This is a genomic window from Caldisphaera sp. (genome assembly GCF_049974385.1).
GTDB lineage: Archaea > Thermoproteota > Thermoprotei_A > Sulfolobales > Acidilobaceae > Caldisphaera.
The window spans coordinates 1-20,524 of sequence record NZ_JBMFIW010000027.1; the positions used below are offsets into that span (position 1 = coordinate 1).

Annotated in this window: 23 protein-coding genes, 1 tRNA gene and 1 pseudogene; 9 read left to right on the forward strand and 16 right to left on the reverse strand. The window is 30.3% G+C overall.

All coding sequences use genetic code 11. From position 1 onward, the window contains the following. Nucleotides 1-485: 485 nt before the first annotated feature. On the reverse strand, nucleotides 486-1,514 hold the full coding sequence (locus tag ACP5GV_RS07010) for a Clp1/GlmU family protein (protein WP_428103042.1): 1,029 nt from the start codon (nucleotides 1,512-1,514) through the stop codon (nucleotides 486-488). Nucleotides 1,515-1,632: 118 nt separating this feature from the next. Here ACP5GV_RS07010 and ACP5GV_RS07015 point away from each other — a divergent pair. Both ACP5GV_RS07015 and ACP5GV_RS07020 read left to right on the forward strand, forming a co-directional pair. Continuing rightward, nucleotides 1,633-1,736: transfer RNA gene (locus tag ACP5GV_RS07015), tRNA-Asp, on the forward strand. 180 nt (nucleotides 1,737-1,916) lie between these two features. Next, a complete protein-coding gene (locus ACP5GV_RS07020) occupies nucleotides 1,917-2,228 on the forward strand; it encodes a transcriptional regulator (protein WP_292319563.1) in 312 nt (103 codons plus the stop codon). Here ACP5GV_RS07020 and ACP5GV_RS07025 read toward each other — a convergent pair. Next, nucleotides 2,225-2,584 (reverse strand): hypothetical protein, encoded by a 360-nt coding sequence (locus ACP5GV_RS07025; protein WP_428069736.1) that lies wholly within the window; start codon nucleotides 2,582-2,584, stop codon nucleotides 2,225-2,227. The genes ACP5GV_RS07020 and ACP5GV_RS07025 overlap by 4 nt on opposite strands. Before the next feature lie 323 nt (nucleotides 2,585-2,907). Here ACP5GV_RS07025 and ACP5GV_RS07030 point away from each other — a divergent pair. Beyond that, nucleotides 2,908-3,137 (forward strand): annotated as a pseudogene (locus ACP5GV_RS07030) (RNA-guided endonuclease TnpB family protein); the annotation flags it as partial. 27 nt (nucleotides 3,138-3,164) lie between these two features. On the opposite strand, the gene udg reads toward ACP5GV_RS07030, so the two are convergent. From udg to ACP5GV_RS07045, 3 genes are all read right to left on the reverse strand, one after another. Further along, a complete protein-coding gene (gene udg / locus ACP5GV_RS07035; protein ID WP_292319561.1) occupies nucleotides 3,165-3,782 on the reverse strand; it encodes a type-4 uracil-DNA glycosylase in 618 nt (205 codons plus the stop codon). A gap of 8 nt (nucleotides 3,783-3,790) precedes the next feature. Beyond that, nucleotides 3,791-4,168, reverse strand: a complete 378-nt coding sequence (locus tag ACP5GV_RS07040; RefSeq protein ID WP_428103045.1) for a cupin domain-containing protein — start codon at nucleotides 4,166-4,168, stop codon at nucleotides 3,791-3,793. 118 nt (nucleotides 4,169-4,286) lie between these two features. Continuing rightward, the gene (locus ACP5GV_RS07045; protein WP_428103047.1) at nucleotides 4,287-6,206 is read right to left on the reverse strand and encodes a hypothetical protein; all 1,920 of its coding nucleotides are present in this window, start codon (nucleotides 6,204-6,206) and stop codon (nucleotides 4,287-4,289) included. A 60-nt stretch (nucleotides 6,207-6,266) separates the two neighbouring features. Between ACP5GV_RS07045 and ACP5GV_RS07050 the strand changes: the two genes are divergently transcribed. After that, entirely contained in the window at nucleotides 6,267-6,782 is a 516-nt protein-coding gene (locus ACP5GV_RS07050; protein WP_292319558.1) for a hypothetical protein, read from the forward strand. Between the two features lie 108 nt (nucleotides 6,783-6,890). Next, on the forward strand, nucleotides 6,891-7,262 hold the full coding sequence (locus ACP5GV_RS07055; protein WP_428069729.1) for a helix-turn-helix domain-containing protein: 372 nt from the start codon (nucleotides 6,891-6,893) through the stop codon (nucleotides 7,260-7,262). Nucleotides 7,263-7,653: 391 nt separating this feature from the next. Here the strand turns inward: ACP5GV_RS07055 and ACP5GV_RS07060 are convergent, their stop codons facing one another. Together ACP5GV_RS07060 and ACP5GV_RS07065 are read right to left on the reverse strand one after the other, a co-directional pair. Further along, entirely contained in the window at nucleotides 7,654-8,685 is a 1,032-nt protein-coding gene (locus ACP5GV_RS07060; protein ID WP_428090565.1) for a type II glyceraldehyde-3-phosphate dehydrogenase, read from the reverse strand. Nucleotide 8,686: 1 nt separating this feature from the next. Next, entirely contained in the window at nucleotides 8,687-9,928 is a 1,242-nt protein-coding gene (locus tag ACP5GV_RS07065; RefSeq protein ID WP_428069725.1) for a phosphoglycerate kinase, read from the reverse strand. Nucleotides 9,929-10,026: 98 nt separating this feature from the next. On the opposite strand from ACP5GV_RS07065, the gene ACP5GV_RS07070 reads away from it, so the two are divergent. Continuing rightward, entirely contained in the window at nucleotides 10,027-10,677 is a 651-nt protein-coding gene (locus ACP5GV_RS07070; RefSeq protein ID WP_428103049.1) for an MBL fold metallo-hydrolase, read from the forward strand. Here ACP5GV_RS07070 and ACP5GV_RS07075 read toward each other — a convergent pair whose 3' ends face one another. The 4 genes from ACP5GV_RS07075 to ACP5GV_RS07090 all read right to left on the reverse strand — a co-directional run bounded on the left by ACP5GV_RS07075 (nucleotide 10,678) and on the right by ACP5GV_RS07090 (nucleotide 13,594). Continuing rightward, nucleotides 10,678-11,280 (reverse strand): KH domain-containing protein, encoded by a 603-nt coding sequence (locus ACP5GV_RS07075; protein ID WP_292319553.1) that lies wholly within the window; start codon nucleotides 11,278-11,280, stop codon nucleotides 10,678-10,680. Continuing rightward, the gene (locus tag ACP5GV_RS07080; RefSeq protein ID WP_428103051.1) at nucleotides 11,256-12,032 is read right to left on the reverse strand and encodes a serine protein kinase RIO; all 777 of its coding nucleotides are present in this window, start codon (nucleotides 12,030-12,032) and stop codon (nucleotides 11,256-11,258) included. Before ACP5GV_RS07080 ends, ACP5GV_RS07075 begins: the two co-directional genes overlap by 25 nt. Next, on the reverse strand, nucleotides 12,029-12,361 hold the full coding sequence (locus ACP5GV_RS07085) for a translation initiation factor aIF-1A (protein ID WP_428069719.1): 333 nt from the start codon (nucleotides 12,359-12,361) through the stop codon (nucleotides 12,029-12,031). The genes ACP5GV_RS07080 and ACP5GV_RS07085 overlap by 4 nt, the downstream gene beginning before the upstream one ends. Before the next feature lie 132 nt (nucleotides 12,362-12,493). Beyond that, on the reverse strand, nucleotides 12,494-13,594 hold the full coding sequence (locus tag ACP5GV_RS07090) for an NMD3-related protein (protein WP_428103053.1): 1,101 nt from the start codon (nucleotides 13,592-13,594) through the stop codon (nucleotides 12,494-12,496). Between the two features lie 167 nt (nucleotides 13,595-13,761). On the opposite strand from ACP5GV_RS07090, the gene ACP5GV_RS07095 reads away from it, so the two are divergent. Next, nucleotides 13,762-14,646: an NAD(P)-dependent oxidoreductase gene (locus ACP5GV_RS07095; RefSeq protein WP_428069715.1), complete on the forward strand. Its 885-nt coding sequence runs from the start codon at nucleotides 13,762-13,764 to the stop codon at nucleotides 14,644-14,646. Between the two features lie 136 nt (nucleotides 14,647-14,782). Here the strand turns inward: ACP5GV_RS07095 and ACP5GV_RS07100 are convergent, their stop codons facing one another. From ACP5GV_RS07100 to tmk, 4 genes are all read right to left on the reverse strand, one after another. After that, on the reverse strand, nucleotides 14,783-15,238 hold the full coding sequence (locus ACP5GV_RS07100; protein ID WP_428069713.1) for a hypothetical protein: 456 nt from the start codon (nucleotides 15,236-15,238) through the stop codon (nucleotides 14,783-14,785). Beyond that, complete coding sequence (locus ACP5GV_RS07105) at nucleotides 15,235-15,975, reverse strand: hypothetical protein (protein WP_428103055.1); 741 nt, start codon at nucleotides 15,973-15,975, stop codon at nucleotides 15,235-15,237. Before ACP5GV_RS07105 ends, ACP5GV_RS07100 begins: the two co-directional genes overlap by 4 nt. Before the next feature lie 129 nt (nucleotides 15,976-16,104). After that, on the reverse strand, nucleotides 16,105-16,419 hold the full coding sequence (locus ACP5GV_RS07110; protein ID WP_428103057.1) for a transcriptional regulator: 315 nt from the start codon (nucleotides 16,417-16,419) through the stop codon (nucleotides 16,105-16,107). A 58-nt stretch (nucleotides 16,420-16,477) separates the two neighbouring features. After that, the gene (gene tmk / locus ACP5GV_RS07115; RefSeq protein ID WP_428069709.1) at nucleotides 16,478-17,122 is read right to left on the reverse strand and encodes a dTMP kinase; all 645 of its coding nucleotides are present in this window, start codon (nucleotides 17,120-17,122) and stop codon (nucleotides 16,478-16,480) included. A 181-nt stretch (nucleotides 17,123-17,303) separates the two neighbouring features. Between tmk and ACP5GV_RS07120 the strand changes: the two genes are divergently transcribed. Next, on the forward strand, nucleotides 17,304-18,497 hold the full coding sequence (locus ACP5GV_RS07120; protein WP_428103059.1) for an NRAMP family divalent metal transporter: 1,194 nt from the start codon (nucleotides 17,304-17,306) through the stop codon (nucleotides 18,495-18,497). A gap of 55 nt (nucleotides 18,498-18,552) precedes the next feature. Here the strand turns inward: ACP5GV_RS07120 and ACP5GV_RS07125 are convergent, their stop codons facing one another. Then, nucleotides 18,553-18,870, reverse strand: coding sequence for a hypothetical protein (locus ACP5GV_RS07125; RefSeq protein WP_428103061.1), 318 nt, complete (start codon nucleotides 18,868-18,870; stop codon nucleotides 18,553-18,555). Nucleotides 18,871-19,059: 189 nt separating this feature from the next. On the opposite strand from ACP5GV_RS07125, the gene ACP5GV_RS07130 reads away from it, so the two are divergent. Continuing rightward, entirely contained in the window at nucleotides 19,060-20,328 is a 1,269-nt protein-coding gene (locus tag ACP5GV_RS07130) for an amidohydrolase family protein (protein ID WP_428103063.1), read from the forward strand. Nucleotides 20,329-20,524 lie beyond the last annotated feature (196 nt).

Here is a 20,524-nt window from a genome sequence, read left to right on the forward strand (position 1 = left end):
GTTATCCAGTTTGCTGTAACTGATGAAGGTCTTATTGAGTGTGATTTACCTCTTCTGCTATTCTTATGCATATGTTTCACCTATTCCTTTTGCTTTTTCTCTAAACTTAATATAACAGAACAGGATTTTATATTTTATACTTAAATAGATTTATCTATTGTTAATTAAAAATAAACTCTATTATCTAACTAGAAGTCACCGACCTCCTCTCAGCCTTGAAGAGCGAAGGGTTCCCTTAGAAAGATCATAGGTTTGTGATTTACTGCCTTCATTTTCATCACTTTATAGCTGGTAGCTAAAAGCCACCCTCTTTATTAGTTCAGCTGTCCATTAACCTTCAATACATGTTTGATTTGTATTCCGCAATACTTCAAAGTATTAAAAGATTTTAAAACTTTACCCCACCTCTTCTAAGGCAAGGCTTGTAGCTCGTATTGCCAAAATCTTATCTCATAATAAGAAATTTTGCTACAGTAAATATTTTATTATTTTGATTTAAGCAAGTTTTCATAGTTTTTTAAATTTAATTTTATGTAGCCTATTTCTATTTTATTAATTTCTCCAACATATTGAGTTATAATTGTTAATATATCGTTACTAACTTTATATATTATTCCAAAATACTGATTTCCATCACTGGATTCGATTCCAGCAATATATCCAGGAGAAAGATTTTTTTCATTTATTACTTTTAAATTATTTAATTTTAGTAGTATTTTACTTGATTTTAATATACAATTTGAAATTAGTCTATCTCTGTTTTCTTTTCTTTGTATTCTAGATTTTTCTTTTTTTACAACTTTATCTAAATTTATTATGTTGACTTTTTTATCTAAATATTTTTCTGCCATGTTATCAATTCCTATTGATATGATGGTATCAATATTAAGTTTCTGAGCCAATGAAAGTTTAAGCTTAATAGATTCTTCATCCACTAAACCATCCGTGTCTATAATTAAGTTTTCTTTCCCTAATTTTTCTATACATTCGATATATTTTTCCTTATTTTTATAAGAACTGAAATCACCAACAAAGCAAGATTTTATATTTTTTACTGAGTCTTTCCAACCAGGAATGTAAGGAGGAATTATATCAGAAATACTAACAAAAGATGGACAATATATTTCATTCTGACCGAGATCAGCACTCATAATTTTCATTTTCTTTCCTTCAATCCAAAAAGAGTTTATAAGAAATGCAGCTAAAGTGCTTTTACCACTATCATTAGGTCCTATAATTAAAATTTTTTCACTATTAGAAACTTTTTTATATATCTCGTAAAGAATAGTATAAATATTATCATTAACTTCGATAACGCTTTTGTAGGAAGGGCTTACTTCAATACATGATTTGCTTGCAATTATAGGTAATGATCTTCCTAGAGGAATTATTATGCTTTTCCTTTGGCTCTTGTTATTTAATACAAATCCTAAAATATTTATACTTCCTTCTATTAAGTTTAATCTTAAAGGTCCTTGTAATAAATAGTAACCATTGTAAGTGTTGCAGCTCATTTTTAAATCCCAAATTAAAAGATTTATTATTTGGTTTTAATTTGCTTTATTTAAAATGACTAAAATTATATTGACAGAAAATTTAAATAACGATTCCTATTCTTTTAATAGAAGGCGAGCCGCGGTCGTATAGTCTGGCCTAGTATGCGGGCCTGTCAAGAGGTCATGTGAGCTAAAACTCACAGAAAGCCCGTGACCCGGGTTCAAATCCCGGCCGCGGCGTCATTATTATGAGTTAAAATAATACAAATATCATATTTTTATGTTCAAAAATTCTTTAAGCATTAGATTATAAATCTTTACGTGCTATTATGATAAATTTGAAAGCTAAGCAAAAATAAGTAATAGTACCCTTAACTGCTTATAAAGTTTATAAAATTATTAAATTTATGGTGAAATCTATTGTCAACCATAATTAAAGACATATTGTTGAACTTTGAGGAATCAGGCGCGATGTCTCCAGGAGATGTTGCCCAAAAACTAAACATACCTAGGTATAAAGTATTAGCAACAATACAATGTTTATCCGATTTAGGTTTTTTAGATCCTTTATATTCTAGAGGTAGCTATAAAATATACCAAATCAGTTTATTAGGAAAAAAGGTTTTAGCTAAATTAAAATCTGAAGAATCTTTAAAAGAGATTTTAGAAGAAAGTATTTTAGAAGAAAGTATATTAAAAAACAATAAGGAAGGTATTAAAGCAGAATCTTAGCTTAGAAAAAATTTCGGAATTTCTTCTATATTAATAATTGGTATAGCTATCCATCCGGGTTTTATTTTGTCTGATATTTCAACCTTCTCTCCAAGCTCATCAGTTTTTATAAGCACATATTTAGATTTTTCATGGCTTATGTTTTCACTGCTCTCATAATAGTAAATTAATGGTATTCCATAGAATTTATAATAATCCTTATATGTTGCCTGTACAAAATACACAGCTTTATTGTTTTTATTAAATCTATAAATTGGCATTAAAATTAGATGTGCTGCCATTGATGATGCAAGTCTTGCAAGATCGTTTATAGAACTTACCTTCACTAAAAAGGCTTCATCAATTTTTTCTTCCACATTATGCACCTATTAGATACTGTTATAATTAAAATTAAAAAAGTAAATATTAATTTTGTTGTTATTAAAGAAGATAGGAATATAAATATTAACATCGTTTAAATTTTTGTACAAATCTTTTATATGAATAATTAATTAGCTCAAAAACTCTACTATGAACTATAATGACAAAATAAACGACAAGCCTCGCCCCTAGAAGGGGGCGGGGTAAAGCTTTTAAATAGAGCTTTTAAACTCTGAAATACATAAAGGTATTGTGAAAACAATAAGGTGTGGGGAAGCCCATAATGGGCATATCAAGTGTGTGTAGTGTCCCCACACAGATACATATCCCTGAGTCCCTAGGATCTGGGAGCAGAGGGCAACTCCCAGTGAGGGATAGGGGTAATGGGCTGAAGACTCAGCCATTGGTCTACCGCTGGATGAACGGGGCGGGGTGGATAATTCCCACTAGCAATGAAGTGATGAAAATGAAGGTGGTAAACCACAAACCTGTGAGCCGCCCTGGGGAACCCTCATCCTTCAGGGTGGGGAGGAGGTCAGTATAATATAATATTGATTAAGATTTTATTTTTTTGAATCAAATGAAGTCCAATAGATTTTTGCCTTTTCTTTCTTTCGATATATTATTAATTTTTTCAAAATCTTGCTCTAATTTATTTTTTATTTCGGGTCTATATAATGCGGCCGCAGGATGATAAGTGGACATAATTTTAATTTTCATATTATTATATTCTATTTCTTTCATTATCCCCCTTTCTTTTTCTATTCCTTCCCATTTTTGATTAGAAATTAATGATAATGCTTCTCCTGAAGTCCTACCCAAAGCTACTATTATTTCAGGTTTAATAATATCAATTTCTTCTTTCAAATATGGTATGCAAGCCTCAATTTCTTCTTTCAAAGGAGTTCTGTTGTTAGGAGGCCTACATTTTACTACATTTGTTATATATACTTCGTCTCTTTTTAAACCAATTTTATTTAGTAAATAGTCAAGAAGCTTGCCTGCCGATCCTACAAATGGTTTCCCCTGTATATCTTCATTTCTACCAGGAGCTTCACCAATAAACATTATTTTAGCTTTTATATTTCCATAACCAGTTACTGCGTTTTTTCGATTTTGATATAGTTTGCATTTTTTGCAATTTTTTATTGAATTATTTAGTTCATTAAGTCTAAGAGTTTCTTTACTTTCCATTACTATCACTAGTATGGTAAAGGTTTATCTAACTCTTCAGCCGTTGGTTTAGATGGTATTATGCATAAGAATTTTAATTCGGACTCGGCCCAATATTCGTGATCTGCATTAGGCGGAATATAAATAAAGTTACCTTCCTCTACATTATAAATTTTTGTACCTATTTTTATCTTGCCTTTGCCTTCCAAAATAAAAATTTCATGTTCCCAAGGATGAAAATGAGAATTAATATGGCCACCCGCTTCTATTCTAAATAATCTCATAAAGAAATTATAGTTATCATCAGCTAATAACCACCTTATAAATGATTTTTGTGCTTGATCTTCTGGTAATTTTTCTTCATTTATCTCATAAAATTTTTTAATAACAGGTTTTAATTCTAACAACTCATTCACCTATCATTATATATATTTTAAAAATATAAAAATATAAGTTAATATTCTAAAGCATTTTTATTAAAATTTTATATTATAGGATCATGTATTTTTGTTAATTTAAAAATTATTATGAATATAATTTTTTATAAGTTTTTGAGACGTAAGACATAGCAATAAGTGCTCCTAAAGCTATACCTACAGCTAAATAAATTATATACATTCCATAGTCTATAGCATTATTTGAAGAGTATATTGTAATATAATTTACTGAATTAGCATTATTAAAAGATAGTTCACCTAAATACCAAATAATAGAATCAACAACGGCAGTTTCCATTATGCTCAAAGCGCTTCCAGGTTCGCTATTCATTATCTGTTTGGCATAGCTCATATATGAATTATCAATTGAACTTTGCAATCCTCTTGAGGCTAATTCAGAGCTAATTAAATTAAACTCGCTTTGTAATTCTGTTGCATATTGACTTGTTACAAATGGATAATTTGTTCCTGTTATTATAAATATGATACTTAATGAATTTTGTAAAGCATCTTCATATACTCCAATAGCAGCAGTATAATAGCTCTTGCTAAGCAAACTATTTGCATTTGATAGCAAATAGTTAAGATCATTCTTCATCGCGCTAAGTATTTGAGCATCTGCAATATCACCAATAGATGTATATTGAGAAATATAATAGTCTATTAAAGAATTTGCATAATTTACAGCGGTTGTTGTATATGTTGATGCCGCGCTTGCTGTTGATAATATCAATCCTTGAGAAATAAATGGGGGAGTTCTATTTGATAAAACTGCCGCTTCAGCCCACGATAATGCACTCTCTAATCTGGCCTGAGAATACGCAATATTTTGTGCTATTGTTAATAAAGAAGAGTTAGATATACTGGATGATATGCTTTGTGTATATTGGGCACTATATATTGTATCCGCTATTCTGCTAAAAGCGGTTGCCATAAGTTCTTGTGAGTATAAGGTATTTAGATTAAAATAATTAATAAGCTTAGATTCAAGATTATTTGCTTCATTTATAATGTTTTGAGTAACATTATTAACAAATGTAGATAAGTAGCTACCCCTATTCAAAGATAGTTCGTAAAGCCATATGGTATAGTTAGCTGTTAATGCATAGTAATAAGCTGTAAAAGCATAGCTTGCTGATGCATATGGATCTTTATTTATAGTCTCCTTTGCTAAGTTAATATTAGTTTTAGTGTAATTTATTATTTGTTGTACATTTAAAATTAATAAGGTTTGATTATTTAATATTGGCATATTTGAATTAACTTCGTTTAATATTTTATTAGTTTGATTAATAAATTGGTTTGAGGCATTTTTCATAGCTAATTCAAATTCTGCGTCTTTTGATACATTAATGTTTATGTCATATTGTGAAGTCTTGTAAATTTCGTTAGACGCATAAATAATCCCTGGAACAGGCAAGAATTTTTTGCAATTAGATACACCACTGTTTGCCAGATTACCAACTGGAAATGCTAAGGTCAAATTATTCGACGAGGCGGCGGAACATTTTTCTGATAAGCCACCTATAGGGCCAGATAGACCAGAAGGAGATACAGCTCCTGTTATTGCATATGTGTGTAATATAGAAGTGTTTAAACCAGTGGCTAAACCATAAGTCGCAAGCATTACTCCAAAGCTACCGCTAGGCCCCGATATAGAATCTGAAACATTAATGAAAACTTTCAAATTATAATTGTTATAATTTAACCCAGCATATAACATTGCTACCATATAAGCCATCTCCATGCTATATAGTGTAGAACTTTGAACTTGTCCATTGCTTTGCACGATAACTTGTCCTGTTCCTGGATAAGATAAGGTTACAGTAGTATTTATCACAGTTCCACTATTATTTCCTTCAACAGCTGGTAAATAAAGCCATGTAGATCTAGACCACTGAGTTTGTTGAGTCTCTTCTAGTTGCTGTGCTTTTATTACTGGAGATAGTAAGAATAATAAAGTAATTGCAAGCATAAATATAGCTATCATCAAATTTTTCCTTTTCAATTTTAAGCCCCTCCACTCACTAAATATGTGGAGAGGGTTTTAACTTGTGTGGTGAGGAATATGGGTGGTAAAAAACAGAATAAGGTTAAGGAAGATCAAATAGATCAGAAAGCATCTACAGCAAAGGAGTTAAAAATAGTTGCAACTCAAGTTATAACTAAAGATAAAGTAATTCAAAATCAAAAACTTATGTCACTGCTTTATTTAATATCTCAACTTGGTATGGTTCATGAGAGAACTCTGCAAATAGTTGTTTCTGAACTTAAGAACAAAGGAATAGATTTAGGCTATCAATTTAACCAGTTAGGGAATGATCCCTACAGCCCAGCATTAAAGAATGATATTGTTGCATTACTATATACGGGCTTAGCTGAGGCGGAGCCAAGATATAGAAAGATTAGAGTAACAGGGGATGGTAAAGAAGTTTTAGAAAAAGCTGAAATACAAAAATCCTTCCAAGAATCACTAAGTAAAGTATTAAATGAAATAAAGAATAAAGCCTCTTTAACTGATGCCGAAATTGATTTCGAATTAAGAAAAGCAAACAAGCTTTCAGGCAAGAAACCTAGGAGTTAAAATCTATCATTTTTGATAAAGTATGGGAGTTTTTAAGGAATAAACCTAGTAAAATATCCTAACCTCTTATTATATTTAATTGAACATATTAAATTGGTGCTAAAGTTAATGATCAGATACGTTCATCTTCTGGGTAAAGAATCCAGACAAAAAATAATACAGATATTAGCTAATGAAAGAGGGGTGAGGGAACTTGCAAATGAATTAGGGGTTACTCCAGCTGCAGTTAGCAAGTATCTTTCAGGTTTAACTCATCCATCGGATATTGTTTTGGAAAAAGCAATAAGTATTGCTAATGAGGAGGAGATAACCAGTATAGTCAAGGTAGTGTCTGATGAATTTATCGATGGGTTATCTAACTTTATTGATTGGAGTTTAAATAGAGGTATTTTAGATATAAAGTTTTATAAAAGGCTAAATGATTTGACAGCTAAAGTTGGTCTTGTTACATTGGGCCAAAAAGATTTTACAACTGCTTAAAGAACAACTTTTTATGTTATGAAAATTGATAAAGAGTTAGAAATAGATAAGCATGAAGTTGATTGTATAAATAAATAGGTTAAAAATAAAGCAAGTATACATTGGACCAATTTTATTAAATGGTAAAATAATTAATGGAAATTACTACCAGTAAGTAGTGATTCACTTTTATTCGAAAATTTAAATTATAGTGTTAAATAGTATGATATAGTATGATATAATATGGGTTGCTATGAGAAAATTATAATGAAAATGAATATTTAATAATATTCATATTTATAAAATCTTTCGATGTTGAAAGAATATCATAAGATCCTTCACTGCATTTATATATTATATCAATCTTCCCTTTTTTTAAGTTATTTTTCAATTTAAGTTACAAGTTCGCAAGTTAATATAAGATCTTGTTTATTCCAAGTTTCTTGTCGGTTTGTGATATAGAATCATATTTAGAAGAGATTTCAAGAGATGCCCTTATTGCGTCAATGTTTTCGGGAACTACAATAGATTCTTGATGTACTGCTTGGAAGAATTGAACTTCATTTTCATCTATGCTTATAGAATCCTTAAATACGACTAATTCGTTGACATCCCCTCTTTCCTTTACTAATCTTGCTGCATCTATTATTTGTGCTGTACTTTGTATATCAGACAATTTGGTATCTAAAAGAATTATTCTTGGGGCTTGCATTAAGGCATCTATGATATCATTTTTTATAATCTTATCTTTAAATCTTATTGTAACATGATGTACATGCATTAATGTTGTTGGAACTACAACAGCAGCAGTTGAGATATTTATCCAAGGTATGACGGATTTAACGTCTAATGCATGATGGCTTGGTAAATTCACAGGGTTTAATACAATTGAATTAATTGGGCCTTTTTTAATCTCTTGGGGATCAGCGCCTCTTCTTATTAAAACAGCATTTATCTTCTCTATTTTGGAAACTTGATTTAATGTGCATATACTTCTTAATAAACCAGTTGTATTGCATGATACAACTCTAATGCTTTTTTTACCATAAGCTTCATCGTAATTACATAGAGAGTTAAAAGAAATATCAGCTATGCTAGCTTCTTCTCCTCCTTGAAAGATAGAGTTTATCCCATTAGTTTTGTATAATTCTTTATAAGTTTCACCAACACCATCAGGTGTAGCATCAACTACAATATCTGATTCTTTAATTAGATCATTTATTGTTCCCCTAACTTCTATTCCTTTTTTTCTAAACGTTTCCATATCTTTATCTGATATTGTATAAATGTCAATCCCGGCTCTTATTGCGTATAATGCGTTGTAGTCAGGTTTCTTCTTCACTATGCCTGAGACTATCATATCGTCTTGCTTGTTAACTGCTATAGCTATCCTCTTTCCGATAGTTCCAAAACCATTTATTGCTACCTTTACCTTACTTTTCATATCATATCCCTTTGAAGAACTTTTCGTATGATAAGGTTAATGCTTCAATACCAGGCATTTTTTCTCCTGATAGGAAATAAACAACTGCCCCTCCACCCGTACTAATATATCCAATTTTTTTTCTTAGCCATGGTGATAAATCGTCTAGTATTGAAATGAAATGTCCACCTCCAAATATTACATAAGCATTACTATTTAGAGATGCTTCAGCCATTTTTATCGTTCCTGCTTTAAATCTCTCATCTTCAATAACTCCTGCTGGGCCTCTCATAACTATAGTTTTAGAATTCTTTAGTATCTCACTATACTTGCTTATAGTTTCTGGCCCTATGTCTTTTGCTGCTCCTTTTATTTCTTTAGCGCTCACAACTTCTGTTCCATTATTGACCTCGGAAACAAAATCTTCTGGAACTATGATATTTTCATAGTTTAAAAGAGCTTTAGTTTCTGGGATTAAATGAGTAAACTTTTCGTTTATTATTTTCTCAGCGCTTCCTACATTAAATCCCTTGGCCTTTAAAATTAACAAAGAGACTAATCCTCCAGTTAATATATAATCCGCTTTGTTTGACTTTACTAAATGGCTAATTATTTTTATGGCATCGCTAAGCTTTGCTCCTCCTATAAAGAAAGTCCTTGGCCTTTCTCCATGAAGAGCTTTAGATAGACCTTTTATTTCTTCTTCCATTACTCTTCCTGCTATTCCTGGTATAACTAAGGGAAAACCAGCAATGCTAGCTTGACTCCTATGAGAGCTTGCAAATGCGTCCCCAACATAATAATTAAATAATGGCGATAATTTTTTTACGAAGTTTGTTTCTATTAGCTGTTCGAACGGCATTTCTATATTTTCTTCCGATAAAAACCTTGTGTTTTCTAGAACTAAAACTTCTCCAACCTCTAACGTAGCTATTCTTTTCCTTGCTTCAGGTCCAATTATATCACTAATAAATTCAACATTAAATCCAAGCATTTTAGATAAAATTTCGGAGTGTTTTTTTAAAGAAATGAAATCGCTTTCTCCAGGTCTACCTTGATGACTCATAATTACCAATTTAGAGCCTAATTCAACTAGCTCTTTTATTGTTTTTACATGGGACCTTATTCTACTCGTATCCATAATCTCATTATCTTTTATGGGAGAGTTTATGTCTACTCTGGCTAGCACTTTTTTGTTTGTGAGATCTACATCATCTAACGTTGCTATGTTCTTTCCATTATAAGAAATAGCCACTCCACTCACCCATATTAACCCTGTGAAATATTAAAAAACTGAAATATAAAAACCTTTTTCATATAAGATATTTTAGCTAATATTAATGCAAAAAATAGGGATTAAAAATGAAAATAAAGTGGTGCGGAAATTCATATTATATGATAGAAAAAGATAATGTTACGATTGCTATAGATCCCCATGATGGTTATAGTCTTAATTTAAAGCCGTGCTATGTTGATGCAGATTATATTATAATAACGCATAATCATTATGATCATAATGCAGTAGAGATGTCTTATGGGAATAAAACTAAGGAAATAATAAGAGACATTGTAGGAGAAAAAAGAATAGATAATATTAGGATAGAATTTTATGAAATGGCTCATGATAAAAATGGGGGAAAAATATTTGGTAAGGTTAAAGCGTTTAGCTTAATTACTGATGGAATAAAAATAGTAAATCTATCTGATATAGGGGAAAAATTTAACGAATTCATAAAAGAAGTATTCTCTCCTGTTGATATTTTAATGATTCCTGTTGGTGGAGTTACAACAATAAATTATTTGGAAGCGATAGAATATATAGAAAATTTAAAACCAAAAATAGTTTTACCAATGCATTATTGGATTAAGGGATCTACATTGCCTTACGATTCAATTGATAAGCTTGTAAACAGTATTAATTATAAAAAAATTTTTATGAATTCTAATGAAGTTAATATTGATCTAAATACATTGCCCAATGATATTCAAGTATTTATATTAAAATACAATTAACTATTTTAAATCTCTCTTTTGCCATATACTGGTTAAATCTCTCTTTCTGACGTCTCTCATCATTGATTCAAGTCTTTTATATACAGTGCTATGCATCTTTCCTTCAATTAATAAGTCTATTCCATGTTGTGCAATGATAGCTCTATCATAGTCACCAATTATACCTACCATATTGTTCCCTACATGTATTATTGTTCCTGTTATTTCTTCTATGGTTTTTTTAGCCCTTCCATCTTCACCAATTATCCTACCCATAACCCTCTTAATATGATTTGCCGAATCGCCTACTTTTGATTTTATATCTATAATTAGCAGAACACTATCTTCATCTAAAAGGTCTATTATATCTTCTTTAGAGAAACCTATGCTTATTGCTTGTATAACATCTTTTGCTTTCATCATATCTGCAGGAGATGTTTCATTACTAATTGGTTCTATTGTTACAAGGGAGTTGTTTCTATCTATGTCAAGCTTAATCTTTAGTCTTGTTTCTATATCATTTTTTATACTGTTAAATTCACTCATAAAGTGTTCTATATTATCAAACGGTAGTTGTGCGTATACTTTAACCCATTTTTCTACTCTTCCTTCCTTGTTAGACAAGGCATTGTCCCTCTTTCTAATTCCTCGTATTCCTCCACATTTATTAGCTTTGAGAAGAAAGAATAAACATTTTTCAAATCTCTTTTAAGAAATGAAAATGCGTTCGGATGGTTTAAATCAACAGATTGTGAAACATCAATAATATAAACTTTTGAATTCCAATACATAATATTGTATTCACTTAAATCAGCATGAACTAAATTAGCATCGCATATCATTTTTACCAAATTTTCTTTTATTTCATTATATATTTTTAATATGGTTTCACTATCTAATTCTTTATATATTTCATTTAGCAATGGTGCTCTATACCCATTTTCTCCTATGAACTCCATTACTAAGACATTCCCGGATAATCCCTTAGGTTCAGGAACATTTATATCGTATTTTTTCATTCTTTTTAAGTTATTAAATTCTTTTTTTGCCCATAGATATATTAATGATCTAAATTTATTTGGAACGGACTCGAACCTTGGATCTCCATATATGTATTCTTTAATGCTTTTTCTAAATTCTGCAGTAGAAGTTAAAAATATCTTTATTGCTAGGTCTTCATTATTAAAGCCTTTACCCCAAAATAACTTTGATTCCTTACCAGAGCTAAAGGACCCTTTAATTTCCTTAATTACTTTTTTACTTGTTAACTTATAAAGATGGTAATTTGTAAAAGAATCTATTACTTCATCAACAGTTTTTATTATATCTTCATCTTTTAGTTTTTTCTCTACTTTACTTTTCTTATTTTTGTTCAACCACCTTCCTCTCCTAATAGATCTTTTGGCAGTAAACCTTTTTGCATTAATTCCTTTACTTCACTTTGCTGATATTTATGGACAACTTCACCTTTCATATCTGATGTTCCCCAAGGTAAGAAGAGGATTGTATCTCCTTCATGAAGCCAAACCCTTCTCCTCATTTTTCCTGGTATCCAAGCTTTGTATTTGTTACCATCTGAACAAATAACTTCTAAAAATCCGGCTCCAATAACTTTTTGTACAACGCATATTATTGTACCCTCTTCATCATTGGGTAAGGGCATTTCACCTTTAGATCCGTTATCACGATTTTTCTGTTTTACCAAACTAAATCTCATCCTCCAAATTTATCTTAGTATAGAATAGGTTATTTTAATTTTTCTAGTTTATTATTAACACAATTTATGTTTTAAAATTTATTATTTAGTAAGAATATGCCGTATCTCAAAGGGAATATTTTAGGTATTGTAGTACAATCTTTCCATCAAATAAATAAAGTTCTTAGATAAATAAGCTTTGAACTCTTGTCCTTCTCTTAGATCATCTATAAGGCCTTCAATGCTATGCTCTCTATATTCATATGTATTAGTATAGTTAGATTCTTTATCAGAGAATACGTATATATCATTATTTTTTTCTATTAGTTTTACTATTTTAAGATTTGTTTCTTCATCATATAATCTAAATCCTTTATTCCATAGATTTTCAGTTTCGATGATTTTCTTTTCTCTGGAATTCAAATTTTCAACCAAAATGCCGTTTAATCCTTTTGATACGTATATATATGGTTGACCTTCATAAACGAAAATGTCTTTTGGTTTTAGGTTAAGAAGTCTTACTGATATATACATTCTACTCTTTCTTGAACCATCTTTATTAACTCCTATAAGTTTGTATGTCTCTATAGTTTTGGCCATATATTCCTCTTTTAATTTAGTTGCAATAGCCTTGGCATATTTATTATCTCTAATATATAAATCGAACCCATCTTTTTTTATTTCTTCAACCTTTATAATTTCTCCTCTTGATAAATTTGCAATTTTATTTATTTGCTTTTTAATTTCGTTATAGAGTGATTCCGATATTTTATTTGGATACCCTCTTATTTGAATTATCGCATTATAACCCCTTAATGTTTTTATAGAAGAACAAGTGGGACAAATTGTATCGTTTAATTTAATAATCACTATTTTGTCTTCCGATAGGCTTAGATTTTTGTAAGATGCCTCAATAATTATCTTTGCTTTTATGTAGTTCTGATTTCTTTCTATAAATTCAATTTCTTTGATATATGTATCTTTAATAGGTTCCACAGGTTTCATTTTTTCTGTTATGTATATTCTTAAATAGCTATCCAAAGTCTCTTCTAAGGTCTCTAATCCTGACGTCCATTGACCTAAGTATTTATAAGAGCCACAAATGTTACAATATGTAAACTCTACTTTATCAGGTATTATTGCAAGACCTTTATGTTTTATAAAGCAGTCTTTACAAAATTTGTCTATAAATTCTACTTCGTTGCTCGATCTTCCACACATTGGACATATTTTTTCAGGCATTTTTCTCTTCCTAAATATTAAATATAGACAGAATTTATTTAATTTTGTCAGGCTAGATAATGTTATTAAATAAAGATCTATTAATTTTATGATAATAAATTGCTAATTAAACAAGATTGTTTAAAGTTAATTATTTTACATTGTAATAATAAATCTGGGTATAAGCATTGGTTACTAGAGTTGCGGTTTTAGGCACAGGAAATATGGGAAGTGCTATAGCTGAGAGACTATCTAATTCAGGATTTACTATTTTTTTATGGAATAGAACAATAGAAAAGGCAAAATCAATAGGGTCTAAATTGAACGCTGAGGTCTTTGATACTCCTTGGAAAGCTGTAGAGAATGCTGATATAGCTATTTCATTAGTTTCAGACGACAATGCGCTTTATGATATTGTGTCTCAAATGAGGAGAGCAGATGGTTTATTATTTATTAACTCTTCTACGGTTACCCCTAATGCTAGTATGATTGTTTCTAGGCAATTAAAGGAACTCGGTATTTGTTATGTAGAGGCTCCCATTATTGGGAATCCTCAAAATCTAATAGAAGGTAATGCAGTTTTTCTGGTTGCTGGAGAAAGAAATTGCGTTAGATATTCTATGGGGATTTTAACTTTAGCAGGAAACGTTATTGAAATTGGTAACGAAAGCTATAAGGCATCAATTGCTAAGCTGGTATATAATTCTTTATTAATATCTTCAATTGCTTTATTAAGCGAATCATTAACTTTAGCAGATGCTTATGGCATTGAACCAAATAAAATAAAAGAAATAACAAAAAATACCGTTTTTAGCCAATTTATTGAAAAATATTTAGATAGAATATTATCTAACAGCAATCTTACATCTTTTAGGCTTTCCTTGGCTGCTAAAGACTTGGAATATGCGAATAGGTCTGGATTTGATGCAGGCGTTGCATTACCAATAATTAGAACTGCGGCTCAAGTTTTTAAGCAAGCAGAAAACTTTAACATGAAAGATGTAGATTATACAAAAATATATGATTTTATAAATCCAAAGAAAAATAAAGAAGATAAAAATAAAAAAACTTAGTAAAAAATTGATGCCTCATCGCTTTGGCCCCTCTTCATTTTTTATTCAGAAGCGGCCACATACTAATCACAGGCATCAATTAAATATAATAAAATTGGTCTTATTAATAGTTTAATGCCAAACTAGAATTTAATAATTACAAATTAAGAGAATTTAATCTAAAGGTAGTTATTTGATTCATTTCATTTAGATCATTACATATATAGCTCTCTTCAACTACATTATCTATATTATAGTTAATTTCTTTGGCAATTTTTATTATGTTTTCTTTATTAGTTGCAATTATAGCTAAATTATTATAGTTTTGTGATTTATTAATAGCCTCATACAGTTGTTTAGACCTTGTTAAATAAGTCAAGGCTCTTAAAGATAAGTTTGATACTTTATGATTTAGCGCTGTTGAATCTTCAATTACATAACTGTATATGAGAGCTAAGGAACAAGGCTCTACTTGATTTGGTACTGAAAATATTAATGTTTCAGGCTGATATTTTTTTGAGAGTCTGGCAATGAATTTTTTATCAAACACCAAATTATTAAATATAGACAAATAAATTTTTTCAAATGGAAAACTAAAATTAATTATTATCAACTTCTTACACCTAAAGTTTGGTTTAAGTAACTCTCTATTTCTTGAGTTGGATATAAACCAACAAATTGATTAACTGTTGAGCCTGTTTGAACATTGTATATTATTAATATCGGCGCTGCATCTATTCCTTGATTATAAGCTAAATTAGCTATAGCATATGCATTTTTCATGGTAGAGTTGATATTATTGTAGTTAATTGATAGGTTGCTTTGATTAAATATCAAATATAATGTGTACGGTGTAGGCATTTCTAGTTGTGATGTTTTATTATTTTCATATAGCATTATATTATAATAATAAATAGCATAATCTTTTTCTAAAACATTATAGAATTGTGTAAATCCATATTTTTGATATAATAGATCTAACATAGCTATCATTTCCAAAGAATATTGATGTATCGGCATACCGATAAAAACTAATTTTGCATAGTTGTTCTTGGCTAAATATTTCAAATAAGGAAGAGTGCTGTTAAATTCTATGGCACAATATGGGCATTCAGGATCATAAACAATAAAAAGATAATATTTTGATGAGTTAGATCCATAACTAGGGACTAATGATGTATTTATGTATGGTAATAGGGGCCTAACGTTTATTAAATTGCTAGTTATGGTCTGAGTTGATGTAGGTTGTGCAGTTTGACTACTTGTTGTATATAACTTAGATGTACTAGCTTTATTTATTGCTACGTATGAGCCTATTCCTATGACTATAATTGCTAAAGCAATTACCAAAGTTATTATGCCTTTATTCGTTTGGCTTCCACCTCAAATTATATGCTAAAAGAAAAGTTTATAACACTAATTTTCATAACGCAAATAGAATTTAAAATATAAACTTTTTAATTGATATTGAGTTAGAATTTACTTTTGTATGTCTTTTTGAGACTCTTGTTTTTGATCTTCGCCTTTTGATTCTTTCGTTATCTCTTTTAACTCTTTTTCTAGCTCTTTTTCAATCTCTTCTATAGGCTTTGGTGGAGGTGTTGTTGCTAATGTATATCCTATCCACCCAATTATAGCAAATACTGCTAATACTGCAATGCTTCCTGTTAATTTTAATAATATTAAGCTGGCTTTTGCAGCTATTGGAGGGTACCATAATATAATAAGATACGCCAATATTGTTACTATTGAAACCACCATTAATAAAGCTCCTGTTGCTTTATCTTTATTCATTCTTTCACCGCTATACATCAATAAGTTTAAATAAATATAAATTTATCGTTTTTGTAAGTCAATATGTGATATTTATAAAATTAGAAATCTCTTTTAGTATTTTTTCGCTAACTTCATTTATGCTTTTTTCTTTGTTTCCTTCAACCTCGTCTATTTTAATTATTTTAGTACCTTCATTTTTTGCCATTTCTAGTACTTGATAATATCTATTTTTCACCACTTCCAAAAACGATCTATTCTCAAATACAGATATTTTGGTTCTCTTTGAAATTCTTGCTAAAGCTACATCTAAAGGAACTTCAAGAAAAACTATAATATCAGCGTTTATTGCATATTGATTGATTTTATGAACCCAATTAATATTATCACCTTGATAAGCCATATTTGAATATTTATATCTATCAGTTATGACTATATACTTTTCATCAATATAACTTATAATTCCCTTGTTTGAGCCATCACCATATTTCAAATGATATAATCTATCTGCTGCGAACAATAAGGCAATTATGTTGTTATCAATAATTTTGTCTTTCTTATTTATGATCTCTTGTATTAATAAACCAATTTCGTTGTTTGTTGGTTCTTTGGTATATATTGATTTATATCCTAACATATTTAGTTTTTCATTTAATATTTTAGAATGAGTTGTTAATCCACTACCGTCGATTCCCTCAAATGCTATTAGCATACCTTTTCTCAATATTGATCCCGATATAAATTTATGTGTTTCCTATTAAATTCTTATTTCGGTTTTCTCAAATTACAATGGAATATTTAAAAGGCTGAATTATAATTAAAATTTAGGGGATACTAAAAAACCTTAAAGTTTAGGATAGCCTAAAAATACTTAAGGCCTGTTAATTAAAAATGAGAGGATAAATATGGAATACAAGGAATTATTAAAGACGTTTGGACCAGCATGGATAGTAATGATAGCAGATGTAGATGTAGCATCAATAGTAGAAGGCCTACAATCTGGGGTAGCATGGGGTTACAGAATGGTATTTATAATGTTAATTTTAACTATCCCATTGTTCTTTATACAGGACGCTGCTGGCACTTTGGGAACAGTATCAGGTATGGGATTAGGCGAGGCTATAAGAAAAAAATTTGGTAAAAAACAAGCCATAATCGCTTCAATTCCAATGTCTATTACAGATTTTTTAGAATATGTGGTTGAATATGCCGGCATAGGACTTGGGTTGGAATTATTGGGTATTCCATTGGAGATCGGATTGGCAATTGCATTTGTTTTTCATATTTTAGTTGCAACTAGCAGAAAATATAAACATGCAGAAGCAGTCTTAGTTCCAATAAGCTTTATTTTAGTTGCAACTATAATTTGGTTATCTTTCATTTTTCCAATAAATTGTAAACAATTTTTATCATATGGCATAAGCCCCCTACAGCCTTATACTAATAAATCATTTGATTTTCTATTTGCTGCAAGTATTGGAGCAGTAATTATGCCGTGGATGTTGTTCTTTCATTCAGGGGCAGATTCAAGAAAAAAATTGAAAATAGAAAATATGAGAGCTGAAAGATTAGAAACACTAGTTGGGGCGATAATTTCTGAAGTTTTAATGGTTGTAACAGTTATAGTTGGGTATAATTTAAATAAGTTAGATCCTTCTATTGGATCTGATATTCTAGACTACAATTTACTGGCAAGTATATTGAAAAATTTTAACTTGAGTGCATTATACCTATTAGGTGTAGGATTCATAGCATCGGGCTTTCTTGCTTTAGTAGTAATATCTATGGCATCTGCTTGGGGAGCTCTAGAGGCACTTAACATAAATAAACATAAATGGTATGTAATGATTTATTCTTTAGAATCATTGCCAGCAATGGTTTTAGTATTAATATCTAAAAACTTAGTTTACTTAATGTTGGAATTAATGGTTATTTATACGATTGTTGTTGCGCCTCCTTTGTATTACTTAGGTAGATTAGTTTCTGACTATAAGATAATGAAGGGAAAACCTATAAAGGGCATTAGATTAAAATTATATTGGTTATTATCTGCATTAATTGTTATAGGTGGCTTACTAGGGTTTATTTCTTTATTTTAAATAATATCACATTTAATAAAGTGTTTCCAATCTTATAAAAATCGAATTATAAAAATTAACAGTATGCCATAGCTCTGATAAGATTTTCTTTAGCTAGTTCAGCATATTGCATTACCTGGGGGACAGGAGGTATTTGATCAATAATTTTCTCAACTCTGTTTATTACTTTTTGAATTTCTATCATATTGCAATCATGTACGCTAAGATCTATTACCTGTAATGATAATCCTCTAAGTGAAGCTCTAATCACTACTAAGCTACCAGTTTCATCTCTGTTTATAATTGTATTTAAGTAAATTGCTGCTTGATTTAAGTATCTGCTGGCCTCTAATATTAATAGCTTATAAGATTTATCATCGCGTTTAGCTGTCAATTCTTCCACCTGCAGTACTTATAACTAATATATTAGTATTTGAGAAAAGTTAAAAGCATATTGACAAAGAAGTTAATAAAATTCAACTTTAGCTTAAAATTTGTAAATATATAAACTAATAACTAAAACATTGGGAAAAATAGTAAAAGCTTAAAAGTGGGATCATTTACAATAAGATTGTGATCAGAATTGGGTGAAGAAAGAGAATTAGTGTTAGAAAACGTTAGAATTTTAGATCCTGAGTCTGGTTATGTTAGCAATAATGGTTTATTGGTAATAAAAAATAATATAATAAAGGACTTTGGTAATAAAGGATCTGTAGAGTTATCAAAAGATGTTAACTCTATAGATTGCAAAGGTCGTACAGTAATGCCAGGATTAATAGATGCTCATTTACATGTGACAGGTCAAAGATCTGGAAAGATTGAAGAAAGCCTTGTCACACCTTTAGGAGTATTCTATGCTAGAGCAGTTAAAGACCTAGAAGCATTAATAAATGCAGGATTTACAACGGTTGTTGATGCAGGCAGTTTAATAGCTCTGCATCTTAGGGATGCTGTAAACGAAAATACGATAGTTGGTCCAAGAATAGTAGCTTCAGGACTTCCATTGAGTATGACTTTTGGCCATGCAGATACTCATTACATGCCAGTAGAGTATGTAGATTATAGAACTAGTAAAAAATTAACACCTTTCATGTCATTGATTTGTGATGGTACAGATGAATGCAGAAAAGCAACAAGATATGCTATGAGAGAGGGCGCTGATTTCATAAAAGTGATGGCAACAGGAGGTGTATTGTCTCAAAGGGATAAACCAGAACATAGGCAATTTACATATGAGGAACTTAAAGCCATAGTTGACGAGGCTCAAGCTGCTAATAGATGGGTTCATGCTCACGCTCAAGGTACTGAAGGAATACTTAATTCTCTAAGGGCAGGTGTTAAAGTTATAGCACACGCAATATACATAAACGAAGAAGCTTCCGAAGAAGCTAAAAAAAGAAATGCTGTTGTTGTCCCAACTCTCTCAATTGTGCAAAGATTGATAGATGATGGTGAAAAACTAGGTGTTCCAGAATGGGGATTGAAAAAGTCAAAAGAAGTTTATGAGCAACATCTAAATGCGATTAGATTAGCATATAAGATGGGCGTTAAAATAGCTACAGGAACCGATTTTGATGGAGGAATAGGTAAAATGGGTACAAACGCTATGGAATTAAGATTATTTGTCGAGAAAATTGGTATGCCCCCATTAGAAGCAATAAGAGCTGCCACAATAAATGCTGCATCAGCTGCTGGACTTGATGGAAAAGCTGGTTCAATGAGAAAAGGCGCTTTAGCTGATCTAATTGTAATTAATGGAGATCCAACTGAAGATATAAATACTTTAGTTAAAGTAGACAACATTGAATATGTAATTAAAGATGGAAAAGTCGTAAAGAAACCTAGCAATTAATAAAACTTTTCACAATAATTTAGGAGGTTGTCTTTTTTAGTGTGGATATGGTGGTTTATAAAATCTGCAATTATGATATCTTAGATAACTTGAGTTTGCGAGTCTAACAGATAATGAGCAAGGGGTTTGGGCTTCATTGAATTTTTATGAATTTATATCTAATTCTCAGCCCTTGGGCTTCACCAGGGTCACGGGA